The following is an 18,761-nucleotide window of genomic DNA, read 5'->3' on the forward strand; positions in this document are numbered from 1 at the left end:
CACGAGGGGGAGAGCAGTGCCGGACGTGTGCCCGGGTGTGCCGACCCCCGCCCTTGCCGCCACTCGCGGAAGCTCCGCATCCACCGCGGAAGCGGGGTTTAGCCCTGCCGAAGGCGCGGCATCGGCCAACAGAGCGAGTGCATCGCACCACCGGCCCGGACGGACGGAATCCCACGCGTGACGGAGCATCCCACCTCCCACGAAGGCCGGCAGCCCCTGGCTGCCCGGCCGCAGGAACGCGCTCGCCCTCGCCAGGAGGCGGCGGCCGGCCTGCCCTCCGACGTGCCCGGCCAGGCGGGCGGCCCGGCGGCCGCCACGACCCCGGACGCGCCCCCGCAGCCCACCGGGCCGACCCCCGCCCCGGGCGCGGGCCGTCCCGACCCCCTGGGCGGCACGGACCACCCGAACTCCCCCGGCCTCCCCGGCGGTACGGGCCGTCCCGGCGGCACCGGGGCCGTGGCCCTCGCCGTCTCCCCGCAGCATCCCGGCGGCGGGGACACCTCCGCCCGGCGGGAGGGCGACCGGCTGCGGTTCGTCGGCGCCGCTACCCGGCGCATCGCCCGCGGCATCGACCTGGACGAGATCGTCCTCGGCCTGTGCCGGGCCACCGTGCCGACCTTCTCCGACGAGATCCTGGTCTACCTCCGCGACCCGCTCCCGGTGGGCGACGAGCGGCCGGTGGCGCCCTTCGTGCTGCGGCTGCGCCGCACCGACCGGCTGCGGTTAAGCGATCTGGAGGGCGAGGACCTCGTCCTCGTGCCCGATCCGGATCCGACCCCCGCGGCCGAACTCTGCGAGGTGCGGTCCGGCGGGGCGCTGGCCGAGGTGCTGCGCGGGGTGCGGCCGGTCTTCGGCGACTCCACGGCCGCCAAGACGGCGCTGGCCGAACTGCTCGGCCCCGAGCACCCGCTGCCCGGAGGCCTGCGCGCGGTCCTCGCGCCGCTGCGCGGCCGACGGCGGGTGATCGGCGCCGCCGTGTTCCTGCGCCGCCCCGAGCGGGCCGGCTTCGAGCCGAACGACCTGCTCGTCGCGGCGCAGTTGGCCACGCACACCGCGCTCGGCATCGACAAGGCCGTGCTGTACGGCCGCGAGGCGTACATCGCGGACGAGCTCCAGCGGACGATGCTGCCGGACTCGCTGCCGCAGCCGACCGGCGTCAAGCTGGCCTCGCGCTACCTGCCGGCGGCCGAGACGGCCCGCGTCGGCGGCGACTGGTACGACGCGATCCCGCTGCCCGGCAGCAGGGTCGCCCTCGTCGTCGGCGACGTCATGGGCCACTCCATGACCTCGGCGGCGATCATGGGCCAGCTGCGCACGACCGCGCAGACCCTGGCCGGTCTCGACCTGCCCCCGCAGGAGGTCCTGCACCACCTGGACGAGCAGGCGCAGCGGCTCGGCGAGAACCGCATGGCGACCTGCATGTACGCGGTGTACGACCCGGTCTCGCACCGGATCACCGTCGCCAACGCGGGCCACCCGCCGCCGATACTGCTCCACCTGGGCGGCCGCGCCGAGGTGCTGCGGGTGCCGCCCGGCGCCCCCATCGGGGTCGGCGGGGTGGACTTCGAGGCGGTCGAGCTGGACGCCCCGGCGGGCGCCACGCTGCTGCTCTACACGGACGGTCTCGTCGAGTCCCGGCTGCGGGACGTGTGGACCGGGATCGAGCAGCTGCGGGAGCGCCTCGCGGCGACCGCGCAGCTGACGGGTCCGGACCACTCGCCGCCGCTGGAGGCGCTCTGCGACGACGTCCTCGACATGCTGGGCCCGGGCGACCGGGACGACGACATCGCGCTGCTCGCGGCCCGCTTCGACGGGATCGCGCCGAGCGACGTGGCGTACTGGTTCCTGGAGCCGGAGGACGCGGCCCCGGGGCGGGCCCGGCGGCTCGCCCGGCGGGCGCTCGCCCGCTGGGACCTGGAGGAGCTGACGGACTCGGTCGAGCTGCTGGTCAGCGAGGTCGTGACGAACGCCGTGCGGTACGCGGAGCGGCCGGTGACCCTGCGGCTGCTGCGGACGGACGTGCTGCGCTGCGAGGTCGGCGACGACTCCCCGCAGCTGCCCCGGCAGCGGCGGGCGCGCGACACCGACGAGGGCGGGCGCGGCCTGTTCCTGGTGAACCGGCTGGCCCGGCGGTGGGGGGCGACCCGGCTGTCGGGCGGCAAGGTGGTCTGGTTCGAGCTGGCGACCCGTACCTGAGCTCCTCCGCCCCGCCCCGTACGACCTCCGTACGACCGAAGGCCGGACCCCCGTGCGGGGTCCGGCCTTCGGTCGTGTCGTCAGCGCGGCGGGCGGGTGGTGCTGTTCACGCCGGGGTCGCCACCGGCGTCCGGCGGCTGGATGGAGGTCGGCGGGACCGTCGGTTCCTCGGTCGCCGTCGGCTCCTGGGTGGGCTGCGGCGGCGTGGTGACGGGGTCGCGCGTCGGCTGCGGCGGCGTGGTGGCCGTCGAGGTCGGCGGGGCGGTCGGGGCCGTGGTGGCCGTGGTCGGCTCCTCGGTCGGCTCCTCGGTCGGCGCCTCGGTGGTGGTCGAGGTGGGATCGGGCAGCGTGCCGTCCTGGGCGGCGCCGTCGGTCTCCAGGTCGAAGGAGGCGTCCGAGCCGCCGTTCAGGGCGCGCTCGGTGTAGTCGCCCCAGATCTGGGCGGGCGTGCGTCCGCCGTTGGCGCGGCCGGGGTTGATGGTGTCGGTGAGGGTGACCTGGTTGCCCTTGGCGTCCTCGCCGAAGAGGCCGACGGCGGTGACCAGTTCGGGGGTGTAGCCGACGAACCAGGCGGAGCGGTTGTTCTCGGAGGTGCCGGTCTTGCCGGCGGCCTCGTAGTCGCCGGCGGCGCGGAAGCCGGAGCCGTTGCTCACGACGCCCTGCATGGCCCGGGTGGCGGTGTCGGCGGCCTCGCGGCTGATGACCTGGTCGCCGATCGCCTGGGCGCCCTTGACCGTGCGGTCCTTGTGCTCGGCGGTCTTCACGAGGGTCGGGGTGACCTTCTTGCCGTGGTTGTCGAGCGTGGCGTAGGCACCGGCCATGTCCATGGTGGAGGCGCCCATGGTGCCGAGGGAGATGGCGGGGGTCTCGGGGAAGCCCGCGCCGTCCTTCATGCCGAGGGCGAGGGCGGTCTTCTTCGCCTTGGCCGGGGTGACGTCGACGATCATCTGGGCGTAGACCGAGTTGATCGAGCTGTTGGTGGCCTTCTGGACGGTGACGGGGCCGTAGCTCTCGTCGTCCTCGTTCTCCGGCGCGAAGTCGATGGGGCTGCCGACGACGGGCCGCCGGCTGGTGCCGTCGTAGACGGTGCCGAGGCCGATCTCCCGCCCGTCCTGGGTGACCGCGTGGTTGTCGACGGCGGAGGCGAGGACGATCGGCTTGAAGGTGGAGGCGGGCTGGTAGTCGCGGCGGGTCGCGTTGGACATCCAGTGCTCGGTGGCGCCGATGCCGCCGTACATGGCGACGACCGCGCCGGTCTTCGGGTCGACGGAGGTGGCGCCGGCCTGGACGGTCGCCTGCTTCTCGTCGCCCTTGCGGTCGAGCTTGTCCTCCAGCTGCTTGTCGACCGCCTTGACGAGGTCCTTCTGCTTCTTCTCGTCGATGTTGAGGGTGATCGTCCAGCCGCCGGCCTTGATGTCCTCCTCGCTGACGCCCTGACGCATCAGCTCCTGGTTGGCGGCCTCGACGATGTAGCCGGTCTGGCCCTCCATGCCGGGGGCGGGCTTGGGCTTCTGCGGGACGGGGAACTTCATGCCGGCGCGCTCGGAGGCGCCGAGCCAGCCCTCGCCGACCATGTTGTCGAGGACGTAGTTCCAGCGGTCCTCGACGAGCTTGCGGCCGGTGGTGCTCGCGGAGGTCCAGTCGTACTGGTTGGGCGCCTGGAGCAGCGAGGCGAGGTAGGCGCCCTGGGCGGTGGTGAGCTTGGTGGCGTCGACGCCGTAGTACGAGCGGGCGGCGGCCTGGATGCCGTAGGCCGAGCGGCCGTAGTAGCTGGTGTTCATGTAGCCGGCGAGGATGTCGCTCTTGCTCATCTTCTGGTCGACCTTGATGGCGATGACCATTTCCTTGAGCTTGCGGGTCGCCGTCTGGTCCTGGCTCAGGAAGTAGTTCTTGACGTACTGCTGGGTGATCGTCGAGCCGCCCTGCTTGCCCTTGCCGGTGACCGTGTTCCAGGCGGCGCGGGTGGTGCCCTTGATGTCGACGCCGTTGTCCTTGTAGAAGGTCTTGTTCTCGGCGGCGACGAAGGCCTTCTGGACCGGCAGGGGGATCTTGTCGAGGCCGACGATCTCACGGTTGATCTTGCCGGTGCGGGCGAGGATCTTGCCGTTGGAGTACTTGTAGATGTTGCTCTGCATCGTCGCCTCGGCGTTGGCCGTCGGCACCGGGACCAGCAGGTAGACGACGTAGAGGGCACCCATGCCGAGCAGGCAGAACACGATGAAGGTGCCCAGGAGCTTCTTCCAGGTGAAGAGGCGGCGTATGCCGCTCTTCTTCGCCTTGCCCTTGTCCGGTCGGCCCATGTGTCCAGTCGCTCCGCTCGTCTTGTGTCCGGCGCCCTCGGTGCTGAGCCCGCCCGCGTCGGATCAGCTCAGCAAGCTAACACCGACGAGGCGGACAAAGGACAACCGATCACGTCTTTTCCGGACGTGAGAATCAGCACCCACGCCCAGAGGAACCGACGCTCGGGCGGCCCGGATGGTTGCGTGAGGGGATGGTTCCGTTTAGTGACCCCTCGGGGGCGCCTCGGCACCCGCGGGGCGCGCGCTCCGGCTATACATTGCGCGTATACACACCGTGTACAGTGGGCCGCATGTCCATCGGTCACACCCTCCTCGGGCTCCTGGAGTCCGGACCGCGCCACGGCTACGACCTCAAGCGCGCCTTCGACGAGAAGTTCGGCCAGGACCGGCCGCTCCACTACGGCCAGGTCTACTCGACCATGTCCCGGCTCCTGAAGAACGGCCTCGTCGTCGTCGACGGCATCGAGGCCGGCGGCGGCCCCGAGCGGAAGCGGTACGCCATCACCGAGGCCGGCATCACCGATGTCGCCCAGTGGCTCGCCACCCCCGAGAAGCCCGAGCCGTACCTCCAGTCCACGCTCTACACCAAGGTCGTCCTGGCCCTGCTCACCGGCCGCGGCGCCGGGGAGATCCTCGACACCCAGCGCGCCGAGCACCTGCGCCTGATGCGCGAGCTCACCCGGCGCAAGCGCGACGGCGACCTCGCCGACCAGCTCATCTGCGACCACGCCCTCTTCCACCTCGAAGCGGACCTGCGCTGGCTGGAACTGACCGCCGCCCGCCTCGACGCGCTCGCCGAGGAGGTCCGCCGATGAACTCCGTCCCGCTGCTCCGCGCCACCGGCCTGGACAAGGCCTACGGCCCGACCCCGGCGCTCGCCGGCGCCGACTTCGCCCTGCGGGCCGGCGAGGTCGTCGCCGTCATGGGCCCCTCCGGCTCCGGCAAGTCCACGCTCCTCCACTGCCTGGCCGGGATCGTCCGTCCCGACGCCGGCACCATCACCTACGACGGACGCGAACTCACCGCGCTCTCCGACGGCGCCCGCAGCTCCCTGCGCCGCACCGACTTCGGCTTCGTCTTCCAGTTCGGCCAGCTCGTCCCCGAACTGACCTGCGTCGAGAACGTCGCCCTCCCCCTCCGGCTGAACGGAGAGAAGCGGAAGGCCGCCGAGGCCAGGGCCGCCGAGTGGCTCGCCCGCCTGGAGGTCGACACCGTCGCGGACAAGCGCCCCGGCGAGATATCCGGCGGGCAGGGCCAGCGGGTCGCCGTCGCCCGTGCGCTCGTCACCGCCCCGCGCGTGATCTTCGCCGACGAGCCGACCGGCGCGCTCGACTCCCTCAACGGCGAGCGGGTCATGCGGCTCCTCACCGACGCCTCCCGGGACACCGCCGCCGCCGTCGTCCTCGTCACCCACGAGGCCCGGGTCGCCGCCTACTCCGACCGCGAGGTCGTCGTACGGGACGGCTCGGTACGGGACGCGGAGTGGGCCGCATGAGCCTCGGCACCTGGGCCCGCGACCTGACGCTCGGCGCCCGGTTCGCGGTCACCGGCGGCCGCTCCGGCCTGCTGCGCACCCTGCTGACCGCGACCGGCGTCGGCTTCGGCGTCGCCCTGCTGCTGCTCGCCGCCTCCTTCCCGAACATGCTCTTCCAGCGGGAGGTGCGGGAGTCGGTCCGGGCCGTCGACGGCAGCGAACAGGTCACCTCCGCCCGCCCCGACTCCTTTCTCCACCTCACCCGGAACACCGTCTACCGGGACGACGTCATCAGCGGACTGCTGCTGCGCCCCGAGGGCGACGCGCCCCCGCTCCCGCCGGGCGCGGACAGGTTCCCCGGGACCGGCGAGATGCTGGTCTCCCCCGCGCTCGGGGAACTGCTCGACTCCCCCGAGGGCGCCCTGCTCAAGGAGCGGCTCCCCTACAGGACCGTCGGGACGATCGGACCGGCCGGACTCATCGGCCCCGCCGAACTGCGGTACGTCGCCCACGTCGACTTCCTCAGCGCCGAGAACCTCGACGGACGCGGCACGCGCTACGGCTGGTCGGTGCCCGAGGAGCCGATGAACGCCTTCCTGATCCTCCTCGTCGTCGTCGCCTGCGTCGTCCTGCTCCTGCCGGTGCTCGTCTTCATCGCGACCGCCGTCCGCTTCGGCGGCGAGCAGCGCGACCGGCGGCTCGCGGCGCTCCGGCTGATCGGCGCGGACACCGCCATGACCCGGCGGATCGCGGCCGGCGAGTCCCTCGCGGGCGCGCTGCTCGGGCTCCTCGTGGGCCTCGGACTCTTCGCGGCGGCCCGGCAGTTCGCGGGCGTCTTCACCATCTGGGACGTCAACGCCTATCCCGGCGACGTGGTGCCGATGGCGGCCCTCGCCGTGCTCGTCCTCGCCGTCGTCCCGGTCGCCTCGGTCGTGGTCACCCTCTTCGCCCTGCGCGGAGTGGCGATCGAACCGCTGGGCGTCGTGCGGACCTCCGCCCCGCGGCGCCGCCGGCTCTGGTGGCGGCTGCTGCTCCTCGCGGCCGGCGCGGCCTTCCTCGTCCCGCTCGTCGGCGAGGTGCGGATGTCGGAGACCAGCATCGACGCCGTGGGCGTCGTGACCGGCACCACGCTCGCCCTCGTCGGCCTCACCACGCTGCTGCCGTGGCTCGTCGAGGCCGGCGTGAAGCGGCTGCGCGGCGGACCGGTGGCCTGGCAGCTCGCGGTCCGCAGGCTCCAGTTGAGCAGCGGCACCGCGGCCCGCGCGGTCAGCGGCATCGTCGTCGCGGCGACCGGGGCGATCGCGCTCCAGATGCTCTTCCAGGCCATGGAGACCGAGTTCACGCGGATCAGCGGCGAGGACACCACGCGCGCCCAGATCGCGATCGGCGCCGACGCCGGGACCGCGGCCGAGGCCCGCGGGATCATCGACCGCTTCGAGCGGACCGAGGGCGTGAGCGGAGCGATCGGCGTCGTCGAATCGCACGTGTGGCGAGCCGGACCGCTGAAGGCGGGCGAGGAGTTCTCCCCGATGGTCTCGCTCCGGGTCGGCGACTGCGCCTCCCTCCGGGAGTTCGCCACCCTCCCCTCCTGCGCGGACGGCGACGTCTTCGTCTTCCTCGCGCACGGCGCCCAGGGCAACCCGGACGACACGTTCGTCACCAGGGCCGCCCGCCCCGGCGCCACGGTCGCCCTGCGCGACCCGCATCCGCACCCGAGCGCGCCGAAGCCCCCGAAGGGCACCCCGCTGCCGCAGTGGCGCATCCCCGCCACGGCCAGGGTCGTCGACTCCCGCCCCGACCCGACGGGCATGTACGAGTACGGCGTCCTCGCGACCCCGTCGGCGATCGGCGCGCTCCCGCTCGACGAGCCCGAGGCCGTGGCCATGGTCCGGCTCGACCCGACGGTGCCGGACGCCGCCGACCGGGTGCGGAACACGGCGGACGCCATCGACCCGACCTCCTGGGTGCGCACCCTGAAGGACACCGAGCGGGACGCGGCGTTCTCCAGCGTCCGCACCGGCATCCTCGTCGGCTCCACCCTGACGATGCTCCTGGTGGCGGCCTCGCTGCTGGTCGCGACCCTGGAACAGCTCAGGGACCGCAAGCGGCTGCTCTCCTCGCTGGTCGCCTTCGGCACCCGGCGCTCGACCCTGGGCTGGTCGGTGCTGTGGCAGACGGCGGTGCCGATCCTCCTCGGCATCGCGCTGTCCGTGGCGGGCGGCCTCGGCCTCGGGGTGGTCCTCCTGAAGATGGGCGGGCAGCCCGTCCAGGACTGGTGGAGCTTCCTGCCGGTGGTCGGGATCGGCCTCGGGCTGATCGCGGCCGTGACGCTGCTGAGCATGCCGGTGCTGTGGCGGCTGATGCGGGCGGACGGGCTGCGCACGGAGTAACCCGCCGATCGCGTGTACGAGGGGCGGCGGTTCCCGGCACCGGGGGGTGTCGGGAACCGCCGCCCCTCACGCGTACGAGGTCACCCGCACCGGGAGCCCGCTCATCGCCCCGCGCAGCGCCTCCGCGAGCTCCTCGAACTCGGCGTGCCGGGCCGTGCCCGTCCGCATCGCGAGGGCGATCCGCCGCGAGGGCGCCGGTTCGGCGAACCGCCCCGTCCACAGGGCGGGGTTGCGGGCGGTCTCGACGGCCACGGCGGTGCGGGGCAGCAGGGTCACCCCGAGGCCGCCCGCGACGAGCTGGACCAGGGTGGCGAGTCCGGCGGCGGTGGTGGTGACCTCGGCGCCCTCGGTGCGCCCGGCCTCCCGGCAGATGTCGAGGGCCTGGTCGCGCAGGCAGTGCCCCTCGTCGAGGAGCAGCAGCCGGAGCTCCTTGAGGGCCTCGCGCGGGATGTCGTCCCGTCCGGCCAGCGGGTGCCCCTCCGGGGCGACCAGGACGAAGTCCTCGTCGAAGAGGGGGAGTTCGGTGACGCCGGGCACTCCGAGCGGCACGGCGAGCAGCAGCAGGTCGAGCCGGCCGGCCGCGAGTCCCTCCAGGAGCGAGGAGGTCTGCTCCTCGTGGACCTGGAGGTCGAGCTCGGGCCAGCGGCGGTGGACGAGCCGCAGGACGGTGGGCAGCAGATAGGGGGCGACGGTCGGGATCACGCCGAGCCGCAGGACGCCGGTGAAGGGGGCCCGGGCGGCCTCCGCCTCCTCCACCAGCTCCGCCACCGCGTCGAGGACGGTCCGGGCGCGGACCGCGAGCCGCTCCCCCGCGGGCGAGAGCAGCACCCTCCGCGTCGTACGCTCGAGGAGCTGGACACCGAGTGCCTCTTCGAGAGCCGAAACCGCGCCCGAAAGGGCGGGCTGGCTCATCCCGATGGCGGCCGCCGCGTCGCGGAAGTGCAGATGCTCGGCGACCGCCGCGAAGGCTCTGAGCTGGGAGAGGCTGGGCTGTTTGCCTCGGTGCGGGCCGTGCGGGGGGCTGTACGGGGATGCCACTGATAACCACCTTCGATCAACACGACCCACTCTAGCTATTTCACTGATCAATGCACTCCGTGCCATGCTGTGAGCCGTCCAACCCCCATGGAAGACCCCAAAAGGGACCCTTCCTGCCTGCAAGGAGAGCGTGTGCTCACTGTCGGTGACAAGTTCCCCGCCTACGACCTGACCGCCTGCGTGTCGCTGGAGAGCGGCAAGGAGTTCGCGCAGATCGACCACAAGTCCTACGAGGGCAAGTGGCGCGTGGTGTTCTTCTGGCCGAAGGACTTCACCTTCGTCTGCCCGACCGAGATCGCCGCCTTCGGCAAGCTGAACGACGAGTTCGCCGACCGCGACGCGCAGATCCTCGGCGTCTCCGGCGACTCCGAGTTCGTGCACCACGCCTGGCGCAAGGACCACGCCGACCTGCGTGACCTGCCCTTCCCGATGCTGGCCGACTCGAAGCACGAGCTCATGAGCGACTGCGGCGTCCGCGGCGAGGACGGCTTCGCCCAGCGCGCCGTCTTCATCGTCGACCCGAACAACGAGATCCAGTTCACCATGGTGACCGCCGGCTCCGTCGGCCGTAACCCCAAGGAGGTCCTGCGGGTCCTCGACGCGCTGCAGACCGACGAGCTGTGCCCGTGCAACTGGAACAAGGGCGAGAGCACCCTCGACGCCGCCGCCCTCCTCGCCGGCGAGTAAGGGCGGATCCGACATGGCTCTCGACGAACTGAAGTCCGCCATACCGGACTTCGCCAAGGACCTGAAGCTGAACCTCGGTTCGGTCATCGGCAACAGCGACCTTCCGCAGCAGCAGCTGTGGGGCACCGTCCTCGCCTGTGCGATCGCCTCGCGCTCGCCGAAGGTGCTCAGGGAGCTGGAGCCGGAGGCCCAGGCGAACCTGAAGCCCGAGGCGTACCAGGCCGTCAAGTCCGCCGCCGCGATCATGGCGATGAACAACGTCTTCTACCGGACCCGGCACCTGCTGTCGGACCCCGAGTACGGGACGATGCGCGCCGGTCTGCGGATGAACGTCATCGGCAACCCGGGCGTCGAGAAGGTCGACTTCGAGCTGTGGTCGCTGGCCGTCTCCGCGATCAACGGCTGCGGCCAGTGCCTGGACTCGCACGAGCAGGTCCTGCGCCAGGCCGGTGTCGACCGCGCCACGATCCAGGAGGCCGTGAAGATCGCCGCGGTGATCCAGGCGGTCGGCGTCACGCTGGACGCGGAGGCCGTGCTCGCCGAGTAGGTCCGAGCCGTACGAGAAGGGCCCCGGGGCTTCGCGCCCCGGGGCCCTTCCGTCACTTCTTGAGCGCCTCCATCAGCGCCAGCAGGTCCTGGGTCATGGGGACGTCGATCCCGGAGAGGTCGATCTCCCGGGTGTTCGCGGTCGCCTGCCCCGTGCTGGAGTCGTAGTCGTACTGCGACCAGATGCTGAGCTCGAACTCCGCCTGCCCGTCGAGGACGACCAGCTGTGCCCCCTCGTTCCCCGACTGCTCGAAGAAGGCCTGCTCGCCCAGGCCGTCGACGGGCTGCATGGTCCCGCCGTGGTTGTTCTTCGGCGCGAACTCGGGGCCGGGGTCCGCCTCCTTGTGCAGGGTGTACGTGACCGAGGCGCTGTACCCCTCGTCCGGGGGGCCGAAGGTGATCGAGCACCCGACCCGGAACAGGGCCGGGTCCTTGATGGACTCGCCGTCGCCGTCCTGCCCGGGCTTCCCCAGGACGCCTTCGAGCGCCTTCAGCCGGAGCGTGCGGCAGAAGTCCTCGGCGTCCCGGTATCCGCCCAGGTCGGGCCCCGGATCCTGCCGCTGCTGGTACGCGTAGAGGCCGCCGCCCCACACCGCCGAGGCGAGCACCGCGCCGCCGAGCGCCCACAGCCAGGGGCGGCGGGCCCGGGGCGGGCGCGGCGGACGGGGCGGCGGGACGTCGGTGAGCACCTCGGGAGCGTCGAACTCCTCGCCGCCCACGAGCTCCGGTTCCGAGATCACTCGCCCTCCCCCGCGCCGGCGCCCGGGGCCGGGACCGGCGCGACCGCGAAGGCCGTCGCGCCGCGCGGCTCCGGGGTGCTGCGCAGGGCCTGTTCGGTGCTGTACGCGCGCAGGTAGCCGACCACCGTGTTGAGGACGGCGACCAGCGGCACGGCGACGACGGCGCCGCCGATCCCGGCGGTGAGGCCGCCGGCGGCGACGGCGAGGACGACGGCGAGGGGGTGGACGCGGACGGCCCGGCCGAGGATGAACGGCTGGAGGACGTGGCCTTCGATCTGCTGCACGGCGAGCACGACGACGAGCACCATGAGGGCGGTGAACACGCCGTTGGTGACGAGGGCGACGACGCAGGCGAGGGCTCCGGAGATGACCGCGCCGACCAGCGGGATGAAGGCGAAGAGGAAGATGAAGACGGCGAGCGGGACGGCCATCGGGACTTCCAGGAACCAGAGCCCGAGGCCGATGAAGACGGCGTCGATGAGGGCGACGAGGACGGTGCCGCGGACGTAGGCGGTGAGGGTGCGCCAGGCGCGCGGTCCCGCGCCGGCGACGCCGGGCCGGGCCTGGGCGGGCACCAGCTTGAGCGTCCACTCCCAGACCTTCTTCCCGTCGTAGAGCAGGAAGAGGGTGCAGAACATGGCCAGCAGGATGCCGGTCATGGCCTCCACGATGACGGTGACGCCCTGGAGTCCGGCGGAGGTGATCTGCTCGGCGTTGGCGCCGATGGCCTCGCTGAGGTTCTTGGCGATGTCGTTGATCTGCTGCTCGGTGACGTGGAACGGACTGTCGAGCAGCCAGTGCTTGAGCTCCTCGATGCCGTCCTTGACGCGGTCGGACAGGTTGTCGACGTTGTCCATGACCTGCCAGACCACGAACCAGCCGACCAGGCCCATGACGACGAAGCCGGAGACGGCGGTGACGGCGGTGGCGAGGCCCCGGGGCAGGCCCTTGCGGCGCAGCATGGCGACGGTGGGCTGGAGCAGGGCGGTGACGAGGAGCGCGGCGACGAAGGCGAGGACGACCAGCTGCACCGAGCTGATCACCTTCATCAGCACCCAGACGGTGCCGGCGAGGACGAGCAGCCGCCAGCCCGCCTCGGCGGCCACGCGCATGCCCCAGGGGATGGCGGCGACGGGGTCGGGGCGGGCGGCGACGGCCGGGGCGTACGAGGGGGGCGCGGGGACGGAGAGGCCCGGGTCGGTGGCGGCCTCGGGGTCCGGAAGGGGCGTGGCCGTGTCCGGGTCGACGTCCGGCCGGACGGGTGCGGGGCTCGGGGCGTCGCGAGGGGGTCCGTACGGCGGTCCGAGCGGATCGTCCCGTTCCGCCTCGGCCCGGCGCTCGTCGAGGCGCTCACCCATGCGGCTCAGGCTCTCGCCCAGCCGGCTCAGCCATCCTGGCACTCTGGACATCTCTTCCTTCTTCCCCCCGCCGACTCTTCCCGCTCGCTCCCCCGGGAGCCCGTGGGGCCTACGAACCTACACGCAGGAAGCCCCTCACCTTAGGACGGTGAGGGGCTCCCGGAGGTTGAGCATGCCGGCACCGGGGGTTCGGAGGCGCCCCCGGACCACGCGGCCTAGTACCAGTGGTTGGCCTGCCAGAACGACCAGGCGCCACACGGGCTGCCGTAGCGGCCGTCCATGTAGTTGAGGCCCCACTTGATCTGGGTGGCGGGGTTGGTCTGCCAGTCGGCGCCGGCCGAGGCCATCTTGTGGCCCGGGAGGGCCTGGACGAGACCGTAGGCGCCCGAAGACGGGTTGGTGGCGCGGTAGTTCCAGCCGGACTCGTGGTCCACGATGTTGCTGAAGCACGAGAACTGGTCGGCCGACATCATCTGCCGGGCCATCGACTGGACCTCGGCGATGCTGTAGGAACCCTGCGCGGCGAAGGACGTGGAGCTGCGGATGGAGGAACGGCTGGCGCGCTCCTCGGCCTCCTTGCGCTCCTTCTCGGCCTTGGCCTCGGCGGCCGCCTTGTCGGCGGCCTCCTTCTTCGCCTCGGCGTCCTTGGCGGCGCGGAGGCGTGCCGTCTCCTCCGCGGACTTCTTCGCGGCGGCGTCCGCGGCGGCGGCCTGGACGTCGGCCTGCTCCGAGAGGGACGAGACCTGTACCTGGGCCTGCTCGCCCGCGGGGATGTCCGCGAGCAGCGTGGTGTCGGCCGCGGTGGCCTCGAAGTTGTCGTCCGAGGGCTGAGCGGCGTTGCCCGAGGCGACACCGGCGATGGCGCCGACAGTGGTGACCGCAGTGGCCGAAGCCACCGCGAATCCCCGGACCGAGATCCGGCTCACACGGTTTCCTTCCAGCACGCCCGCACAGGTGACCACGCGGGCGAAATCTTGCCCCTGGCACTGGTCTCCGACGTACGGGGTCACAGAAGACACGGGCCCGTGGTGCTGTGGGCGGCATACGACGACGGCTGTGGAGTTGTGTGGTGCGGTGCGCACCCCTGAGGGTGCACGTGTGCCGTATGCGGGGCCTGACGGAAGCAAGACTCTGCCGGACGGCGACACCGCAAGGCAATTCCGTGTTGCGTGTGAAAGCTCACACCTGGGTGGACGCACGGGATTTGGCGGATGGGGGCGACAGCGCGACGCCGCCCGGCTAAGCTCCTGCGCTCTGCCGGGCGGCGTCAACTTCCTTACCCGTACGGACGGGTGCGAATCGGTCAGATCTGGACGTCCTCCAGCATCTCGGTCACGAGCGCGGCGATCGGGGAGCGCTCGGAGCGGGTGAGGGTGACGTGGGCGAAGAGCGGATGCCCCTTCAGCTTCTCGATGACGGCGACGACTCCGTCGTACCGGCCGACCCGGAGGTTGTCGCGCTGGGCGACGTCATGGGTCAGCACGACCCGCGAATTCGCACCGATACGGGACAGAACGGTCAGCAGGACGTTCCGCTCGAGGGACTGGGCCTCGTCCACGATGACGAAGGCGTCGTGGAGGGAGCGGCCCCGGATGTGGGTGAGCGGCAGGACCTCCAGCATCCCTCGGCCGAGCACCTCCTCGATGACCTCCCGGCCCGCGACCGAGGACAGCGTGTCGAAGACGGCCTGCGCCCACGGGCTCATCTTCTCGGCCTCGCTGCCCGGCAGGTACCCCAGCTCCTGGCCGCCGACCGCGTACAGCGGACGGAAGACCATCACCTTCTGGTGCTGACGGCGCTCCAGGACCGCCTCCAGGCCCGCGCAGAGCGCGAGCGCGGACTTGCCGGTGCCGGCCCGGCCGCCCATGGAGATGATGCCGACGTCCGGGTCGAGCAGCAGGTCGAGCGCGATCCGCTGCTCGGCGCTGCGGCCGCGGAGCCCGAAGGCCTCCCGGTCGCCGCGGACGAGCCGCACGTTCCCCTCGGAGGTCACCCGCCCGAGCGCCTTGCCGCGCTCGGACTGGAGCACCAGGCCCGTGTGGACCGGGAGCTCCACGGCCTCCGGCACGTACAGCGAGTCCTGGTCGTAGAGCAGGTCCACCTGCTCCCCGGAGAGGGCCAGCTCGGACATCCCGGTCCAGCCGTTGGCGTCCGTGATGGCGAGTTCGGCGCGGTACTCCTCGGCGAGGAGCCCGACCGAGGAGGCCTTGATGCGCAGCGGCAGGTCCTTGGAGACGACCGTGACGTCGTACCCCTCCGCCTGGAGGTTGCGCGCGACCGCGAGGATCCGTGAGTCGTTGTCCCCCGACCTGTACCCGGCGGGCAGGACGCCGGGGTCGGAGTGGTTGAGTTCGACACGCAGGGTGCCGCCCAGGTCCCCGATGGGGAGCGGGGCGTCGAGGCGTCCGTACCGGACCCGGAAGTCGTCGAGCAGGCGCAGCGCCTGCCGGGCGAAGTAGCCGAGTTCGGGATGGTGCCGCTTGGCCTCAAGCTCCGTCACCACGACGATGGGGAGCACCACCTCGTGCTCCTCGAAGCGCGAGACGGCGTTGGGGTCGGCCAGCAGGACGCTGGTGTCGAGAACATAGGTGCGCCGGTCGGAAAGGCGGCGCTTCGTGCTGGTCACCACGGAAGGACAGACCCCCTCTGAAGACCCCTGTGAGGTCGGGGTGCGACGGAACCGGTGTCGCTGCGGAATGGGACCGGGCTCAGGCCGCGATGCGCGGGCCGAACCACGGCCCTCCGCTTCTCCCGTGCTTGTCCCGCACGGTCGTCCTGGTGCAAGGGGCCTCCCGGGTGGCGGTCTCCGTGCCGCTCACTTCAACAGGGATATGCCCTCGAACACCCTCTGCCATGCCATGGCATATGACGACGTGTTCATGAACACCAGGTGATCGGTTCCGACCGGGATCGCCCGGAGGGGGTCTCGTGGCCGTCAGGTCCCGTAACGACGGTGCCGGGCCGCGTAGTCCCGCAGCGCGCGCAGGAAGTCCACCTTCCGGAAGGCAGGCCAGTGGACCTCGCAGAAGTAGTACTCCGAGTGGGCGCTCTGCCACAGCATGAAACCGGACAGCCGCTGCTCGCCGCTGGTGCGGATCACCAGGTCCGGGTCGGGCTGACCCCGCGTGTACAGGTGCTCCGAGATGTGCTCGACGTCGACGATCTCGGCGAGCTCCTCGAAGCTCGTCCCCCGCTCCGCGTGCTCCAGGAGCAGCGAGCGGACCGCGTCCGCGATCTCCTGACGCCCGCCGTAGCCCACCGCGACGTTCACGAGTATCCCCGTGTTGCCGCGGGTGGCCTCCTCGGCCTCCTTCAGCACCGTCTGGGTGCGGGAGGGCAGCAGGTCCATCGTGCCGACGTGGTGGACCCGCCAGCGGCCGTCGGCGGCCAGCGCGCGCACCGCGTTCTCGATGATGCCGAGCAGCGGGACGAGCTGCTCCTCGGGGCGGTTCAGGTTGTCCGTGGAGAGCATCCAGAGCGTGACGACCTCGACGTCCGTCTCGGCACACCAGCCGAGCAGCTCCTGGATCTTGTCCGCGCCGGCCTTGTGTCCCTGCTCGGGGGTCCCGCCGGACGCCTTGGCCCAGCGCCGGTTCCCGTCGAGGATGACCCCGATGTGCTTGGGCACCTGGGTGTGGTCGAGGCGGCCTTCCACCCGGCGTGCGTAGAGCCCGTACACCAGGTCGCGCAGGTTCACTGTTCTTTACCCCTCCATGCAGTGTCGGCCCCCCGAAGCCGCCACACTACTGCGGAGGGGTGACGAGCTCCCAGCCCGGGACTGTCACAAGTCCGTGATAAGCAGAGATACGTGACTGATTCCCCCCTCTACCGCGCCTCCGCGGACCGTTACGACGCCATGGAGTACCGCCGCACGGGCCGCAGCGGCCTCAAGCTGCCGGCGATCTCCCTCGGCCTCTGGCACAACTTCGGCGACGACCGCGCGCTCGACTCCCAGCGCGCGATCCTGCGCCGCGCCTTCGACCTCGGCGTCACCCACTTCGACCTGGCGAACAACTACGGACCGCCGCCCGGCTCCGCCGAGCTGAACTTCGGCAAGATCTTCGCCCAGGACTTCGCGCCCTACCGGGACGAGCTGATCGTCTCCACCAAGGCGGGGTACCTGATGCACCCCGGGCCGTACGGCGAGTGGGGCTCCCGCAAGTACCTGCTGTCCTCGCTCGACGCCTCCCTGAACCGGATGGGCCTCGACTACGTCGACATCTTCTACTCGCACCGCTTCGACCCGCACACCCCGCTGGAGGAGACGATGGGGGCCCTGGCCTCCGCCGTCCAGCAGGGCAAGGCGCTGTACGTCGGCGTCTCCTCGTACAACAGCGAGCAGACCGCCGAGGCCGCGCGGATCCTCACGGAGATGGGCGTCCGTCCGCTCATCCACCAGCCCTCGTACTCCATGATCAACCGGTGGACCGAGGAGGACGCCCTCCTGGACACCCTGGAGGCGGCCGGCATGGGCTGCATCTCCTTCGTCCCGCTCGCCCAGGGCCTGCTCACCAACAAGTACCTGAAGGGCATCCCGGAGGGCTCGCGCGCCACCCAGGGCAAGTCCCTCGACCCGGGCCTGCTCTCCGAGGAGGTCCTGCGGCGCCTGCGCGGCCTCGCCGACATCGCCGAGCGGCGCGGGCAGTCCCTCGCCCAGCTGGCGCTGTCGTGGGTGCTGCGGGACGAGCGGATGACCTCGGCGCTGATCGGCGCGTCCAGCGTCGCCCAGCTGGAGGAGAACGTGGCCGCGCTCGCGGGCGCGCCGCTCACGGACGAGGAGCTCAAGGAGATCGACTCGTTCGCCGTCGACACCGCCGGCACGAACATCTGGGCCGGTCGCGGCTGACGGTCGCCCCACGTCCCGCCCCGGTCCCGCAAGCGGCCCGGGGCAAGAAAACGGGCCGGTCCGTGGGGGGGATACGGACCGGCCCGAGGGGGGGTTTCCACCATAACCCTTCGATAGTCGTCCTGCGCGCCACGTACGCCGAACGAACCGCCCCGGATTCGCCGGAACCCAAGCGGCACAAGGGCTCCGAGGCCCCGTGGCGGGTTTGCGCCCCGGCGTGGCGGCGGGGTTCCGTCCCTCCGAAGAGGGACCGGCCGGCACGGGCACGGCGTTGACGCGACGAAGCGGCCGGGCTGGCTTTCCGGCAGGTCAGCCGACGGTTCGCGGCAGCGGCGGCGAGCCCCGCCCCCTCCGCGCGACCGCCTCGTGACCGTACGTACCGGCGACGGCCCCCGTGCGGCGGCGGCCCTCAGGGCAGGGCGGTGAACGCGCCGAGGAGCAGGCCGAGCAGCCCGCCCCCCAGCATGAAGGGGCCGAACGGGATCGCCGAGGAACGCCCTGCCTGGCGCAGCAGGACGATGCCCAGGCCGTACACCGCGCCGAGGAGGAATCCCGCGAAGGCCCCGGCGAAGAGCACGCCCCAGCCGTACCAGCCGAGGGCCGCGCCCAGGGGGACCGCCAGCTTCACGTCGCCGAAGCCGAGCCCGCTCGGGTTGATCAGGAACAGCACCAGATAGGCCCCGCCGAGGGCGAGCCCGCCGAGCAGCGCCTGCGTCCAGGACCCGGCGTCGTACGGAAGGAGTTCCGCGCCGCCGAGGAGCAGCGGGACCGCGACCGCGAGCGGCAGGGTGAGGCCGTCCGGGAGCCGGTGCACGCGCGCGTCCACACAGGCGAGGAGGACGGCGAAGGGCGCGCCGAGCAGCCAGACCGCGAGCTCGGGCCGGGGCCCGCCGGTGGCCGCGGCGAGCACGGCACAGACCAGGGCGGTGAGCAGCGGGGCGACGAACGGGCTCGCGGTGGTCGCGCAGCCCTGCCGCCCGGGACCGCCGAGCCAGCCGCGCCCGGGCCCGGCCAGGACGTGCCCGGCGGGGCAGCGGTCCCGCCACGGCTCCCCCGGTTCCACGGCGAGCCGGTAGGCCGCCCGGGGCACGAGCAGCCCGACGGCGGCCCCCCACAGGGCGGCGACGGCGATCAGCGTGACGTACACGGACGAGACCCTAGGCGGCCGGGCCGCTACGGTCTGCCG

General features: G+C 72.1%; 15 protein-coding genes. 7 read left to right on the plus strand and 8 right to left on the minus strand.

Going from position 1 to position 18,761, the window contains the following annotated elements; all coding sequences use genetic code 11:
* Positions 1-177 precede the first annotated feature (177 nt).
* Positions 178-2,196 (plus strand): SpoIIE family protein phosphatase, encoded by a 2,019-nt coding sequence (locus ACFYUZ_RS12650; RefSeq protein ID WP_389308220.1) that lies wholly within the window; start codon positions 178-180, stop codon positions 2,194-2,196.
* 80 nt (positions 2,197-2,276) lie between these two features.
* On the opposite strand, the gene ACFYUZ_RS12655 is transcribed toward ACFYUZ_RS12650, so the two are convergent.
* Positions 2,277-4,496, minus strand: a complete 2,220-nt coding sequence (locus ACFYUZ_RS12655; protein ID WP_389308222.1) for a transglycosylase domain-containing protein — start codon at positions 4,494-4,496, stop codon at positions 2,277-2,279.
* A 290-nt stretch (positions 4,497-4,786) separates the two neighbouring features.
* Between ACFYUZ_RS12655 and ACFYUZ_RS12660 the strand changes: the two genes are divergently transcribed.
* Genes ACFYUZ_RS12660 through ACFYUZ_RS12670 form a run of 3 tightly spaced genes read left to right on the plus strand, consistent with a single transcriptional unit; the run spans position 4,787 to position 8,360 of the window.
* The gene (locus ACFYUZ_RS12660; protein ID WP_389308224.1) at positions 4,787-5,311 is read left to right on the plus strand and encodes a PadR family transcriptional regulator; all 525 of its coding nucleotides are present in this window, start codon (positions 4,787-4,789) and stop codon (positions 5,309-5,311) included.
* Complete coding sequence (locus tag ACFYUZ_RS12665; protein WP_389308226.1) at positions 5,308-5,991, plus strand: ABC transporter ATP-binding protein; 684 nt, start codon at positions 5,308-5,310, stop codon at positions 5,989-5,991. The genes ACFYUZ_RS12660 and ACFYUZ_RS12665 overlap by 4 nt, the downstream gene beginning before the upstream one ends.
* Positions 5,988-8,360: an FtsX-like permease family protein gene (locus ACFYUZ_RS12670; RefSeq protein WP_389308228.1), complete on the plus strand. Its 2,373-nt coding sequence runs from the start codon at positions 5,988-5,990 to the stop codon at positions 8,358-8,360. The genes ACFYUZ_RS12665 and ACFYUZ_RS12670 overlap by 4 nt, the downstream gene beginning before the upstream one ends.
* A 66-nt stretch (positions 8,361-8,426) precedes the next feature.
* Here ACFYUZ_RS12670 and ACFYUZ_RS12675 read toward each other — a convergent pair whose 3' ends face one another.
* The gene (locus ACFYUZ_RS12675; RefSeq protein ID WP_389308230.1) at positions 8,427-9,398 is read right to left on the minus strand and encodes a hydrogen peroxide-inducible genes activator; all 972 of its coding nucleotides are present in this window, start codon (positions 9,396-9,398) and stop codon (positions 8,427-8,429) included.
* Positions 9,399-9,530: 132 nt separating this feature from the next.
* Here ACFYUZ_RS12675 and ACFYUZ_RS12680 point away from each other — a divergent pair, with 132 nt between their 5' ends.
* A complete protein-coding gene (locus ACFYUZ_RS12680; RefSeq protein WP_086831070.1) occupies positions 9,531-10,085 on the plus strand; it encodes a peroxiredoxin in 555 nt (184 codons plus the stop codon).
* A 13-nt stretch (positions 10,086-10,098) separates the two neighbouring features.
* Positions 10,099-10,632 carry an alkyl hydroperoxide reductase gene (locus tag ACFYUZ_RS12685; protein WP_389308232.1) on the plus strand — a complete coding sequence of 178 codons (534 nt, stop codon included), beginning with the start codon at positions 10,099-10,101 and terminating at the stop codon, positions 10,630-10,632.
* A gap of 52 nt (positions 10,633-10,684) precedes the next feature.
* Here ACFYUZ_RS12685 and ACFYUZ_RS12690 read toward each other — a convergent pair whose 3' ends face one another.
* The 5 genes from ACFYUZ_RS12690 to ACFYUZ_RS12710 form a co-directional block, all read right to left on the minus strand.
* The gene (locus ACFYUZ_RS12690) at positions 10,685-11,371 is read right to left on the minus strand and encodes a hypothetical protein (RefSeq protein WP_389308234.1); all 687 of its coding nucleotides are present in this window, start codon (positions 11,369-11,371) and stop codon (positions 10,685-10,687) included.
* On the minus strand, positions 11,368-12,780 hold the full coding sequence (locus tag ACFYUZ_RS12695; RefSeq protein WP_389308236.1) for an AI-2E family transporter: 1,413 nt from the start codon (positions 12,778-12,780) through the stop codon (positions 11,368-11,370). Before ACFYUZ_RS12695 ends, ACFYUZ_RS12690 begins: the two co-directional genes overlap by 4 nt.
* A 164-nt stretch (positions 12,781-12,944) precedes the next feature.
* Positions 12,945-13,655, minus strand: a complete 711-nt coding sequence (locus ACFYUZ_RS12700; RefSeq protein WP_389308238.1) for a transglycosylase SLT domain-containing protein — start codon at positions 13,653-13,655, stop codon at positions 12,945-12,947.
* A gap of 377 nt (positions 13,656-14,032) precedes the next feature.
* Positions 14,033-15,358 carry a PhoH family protein gene (locus tag ACFYUZ_RS12705; RefSeq protein WP_389308240.1) on the minus strand — a complete coding sequence of 442 codons (1,326 nt, stop codon included), beginning with the start codon at positions 15,356-15,358 and terminating at the stop codon, positions 14,033-14,035.
* A gap of 306 nt (positions 15,359-15,664) precedes the next feature.
* Positions 15,665-16,426, minus strand: a complete 762-nt coding sequence (locus ACFYUZ_RS12710; protein ID WP_389308242.1) for an isoprenyl transferase — start codon at positions 16,424-16,426, stop codon at positions 15,665-15,667.
* Positions 16,427-16,537: 111 nt separating this feature from the next.
* On the opposite strand from ACFYUZ_RS12710, the gene mgrA reads away from it, so the two are divergent.
* The gene (mgrA, locus tag ACFYUZ_RS12715; RefSeq protein ID WP_389308244.1) at positions 16,538-17,575 is read left to right on the plus strand and encodes an L-glyceraldehyde 3-phosphate reductase; all 1,038 of its coding nucleotides are present in this window, start codon (positions 16,538-16,540) and stop codon (positions 17,573-17,575) included.
* A 409-nt stretch (positions 17,576-17,984) separates the two neighbouring features.
* Here the strand turns inward: mgrA and ACFYUZ_RS12720 are convergent, their stop codons facing one another.
* On the minus strand, positions 17,985-18,722 hold the full coding sequence (locus tag ACFYUZ_RS12720; protein ID WP_389308246.1) for a prepilin peptidase: 738 nt from the start codon (positions 18,720-18,722) through the stop codon (positions 17,985-17,987).
* Positions 18,723-18,761 lie beyond the last annotated feature (39 nt).

The sequence above is a fragment of the Streptomyces sp. NPDC004266 genome, assembly GCF_042874095.1.
Taxonomy (GTDB): Bacteria; Actinomycetota; Actinomycetes; order Streptomycetales; family Streptomycetaceae; genus Streptomyces.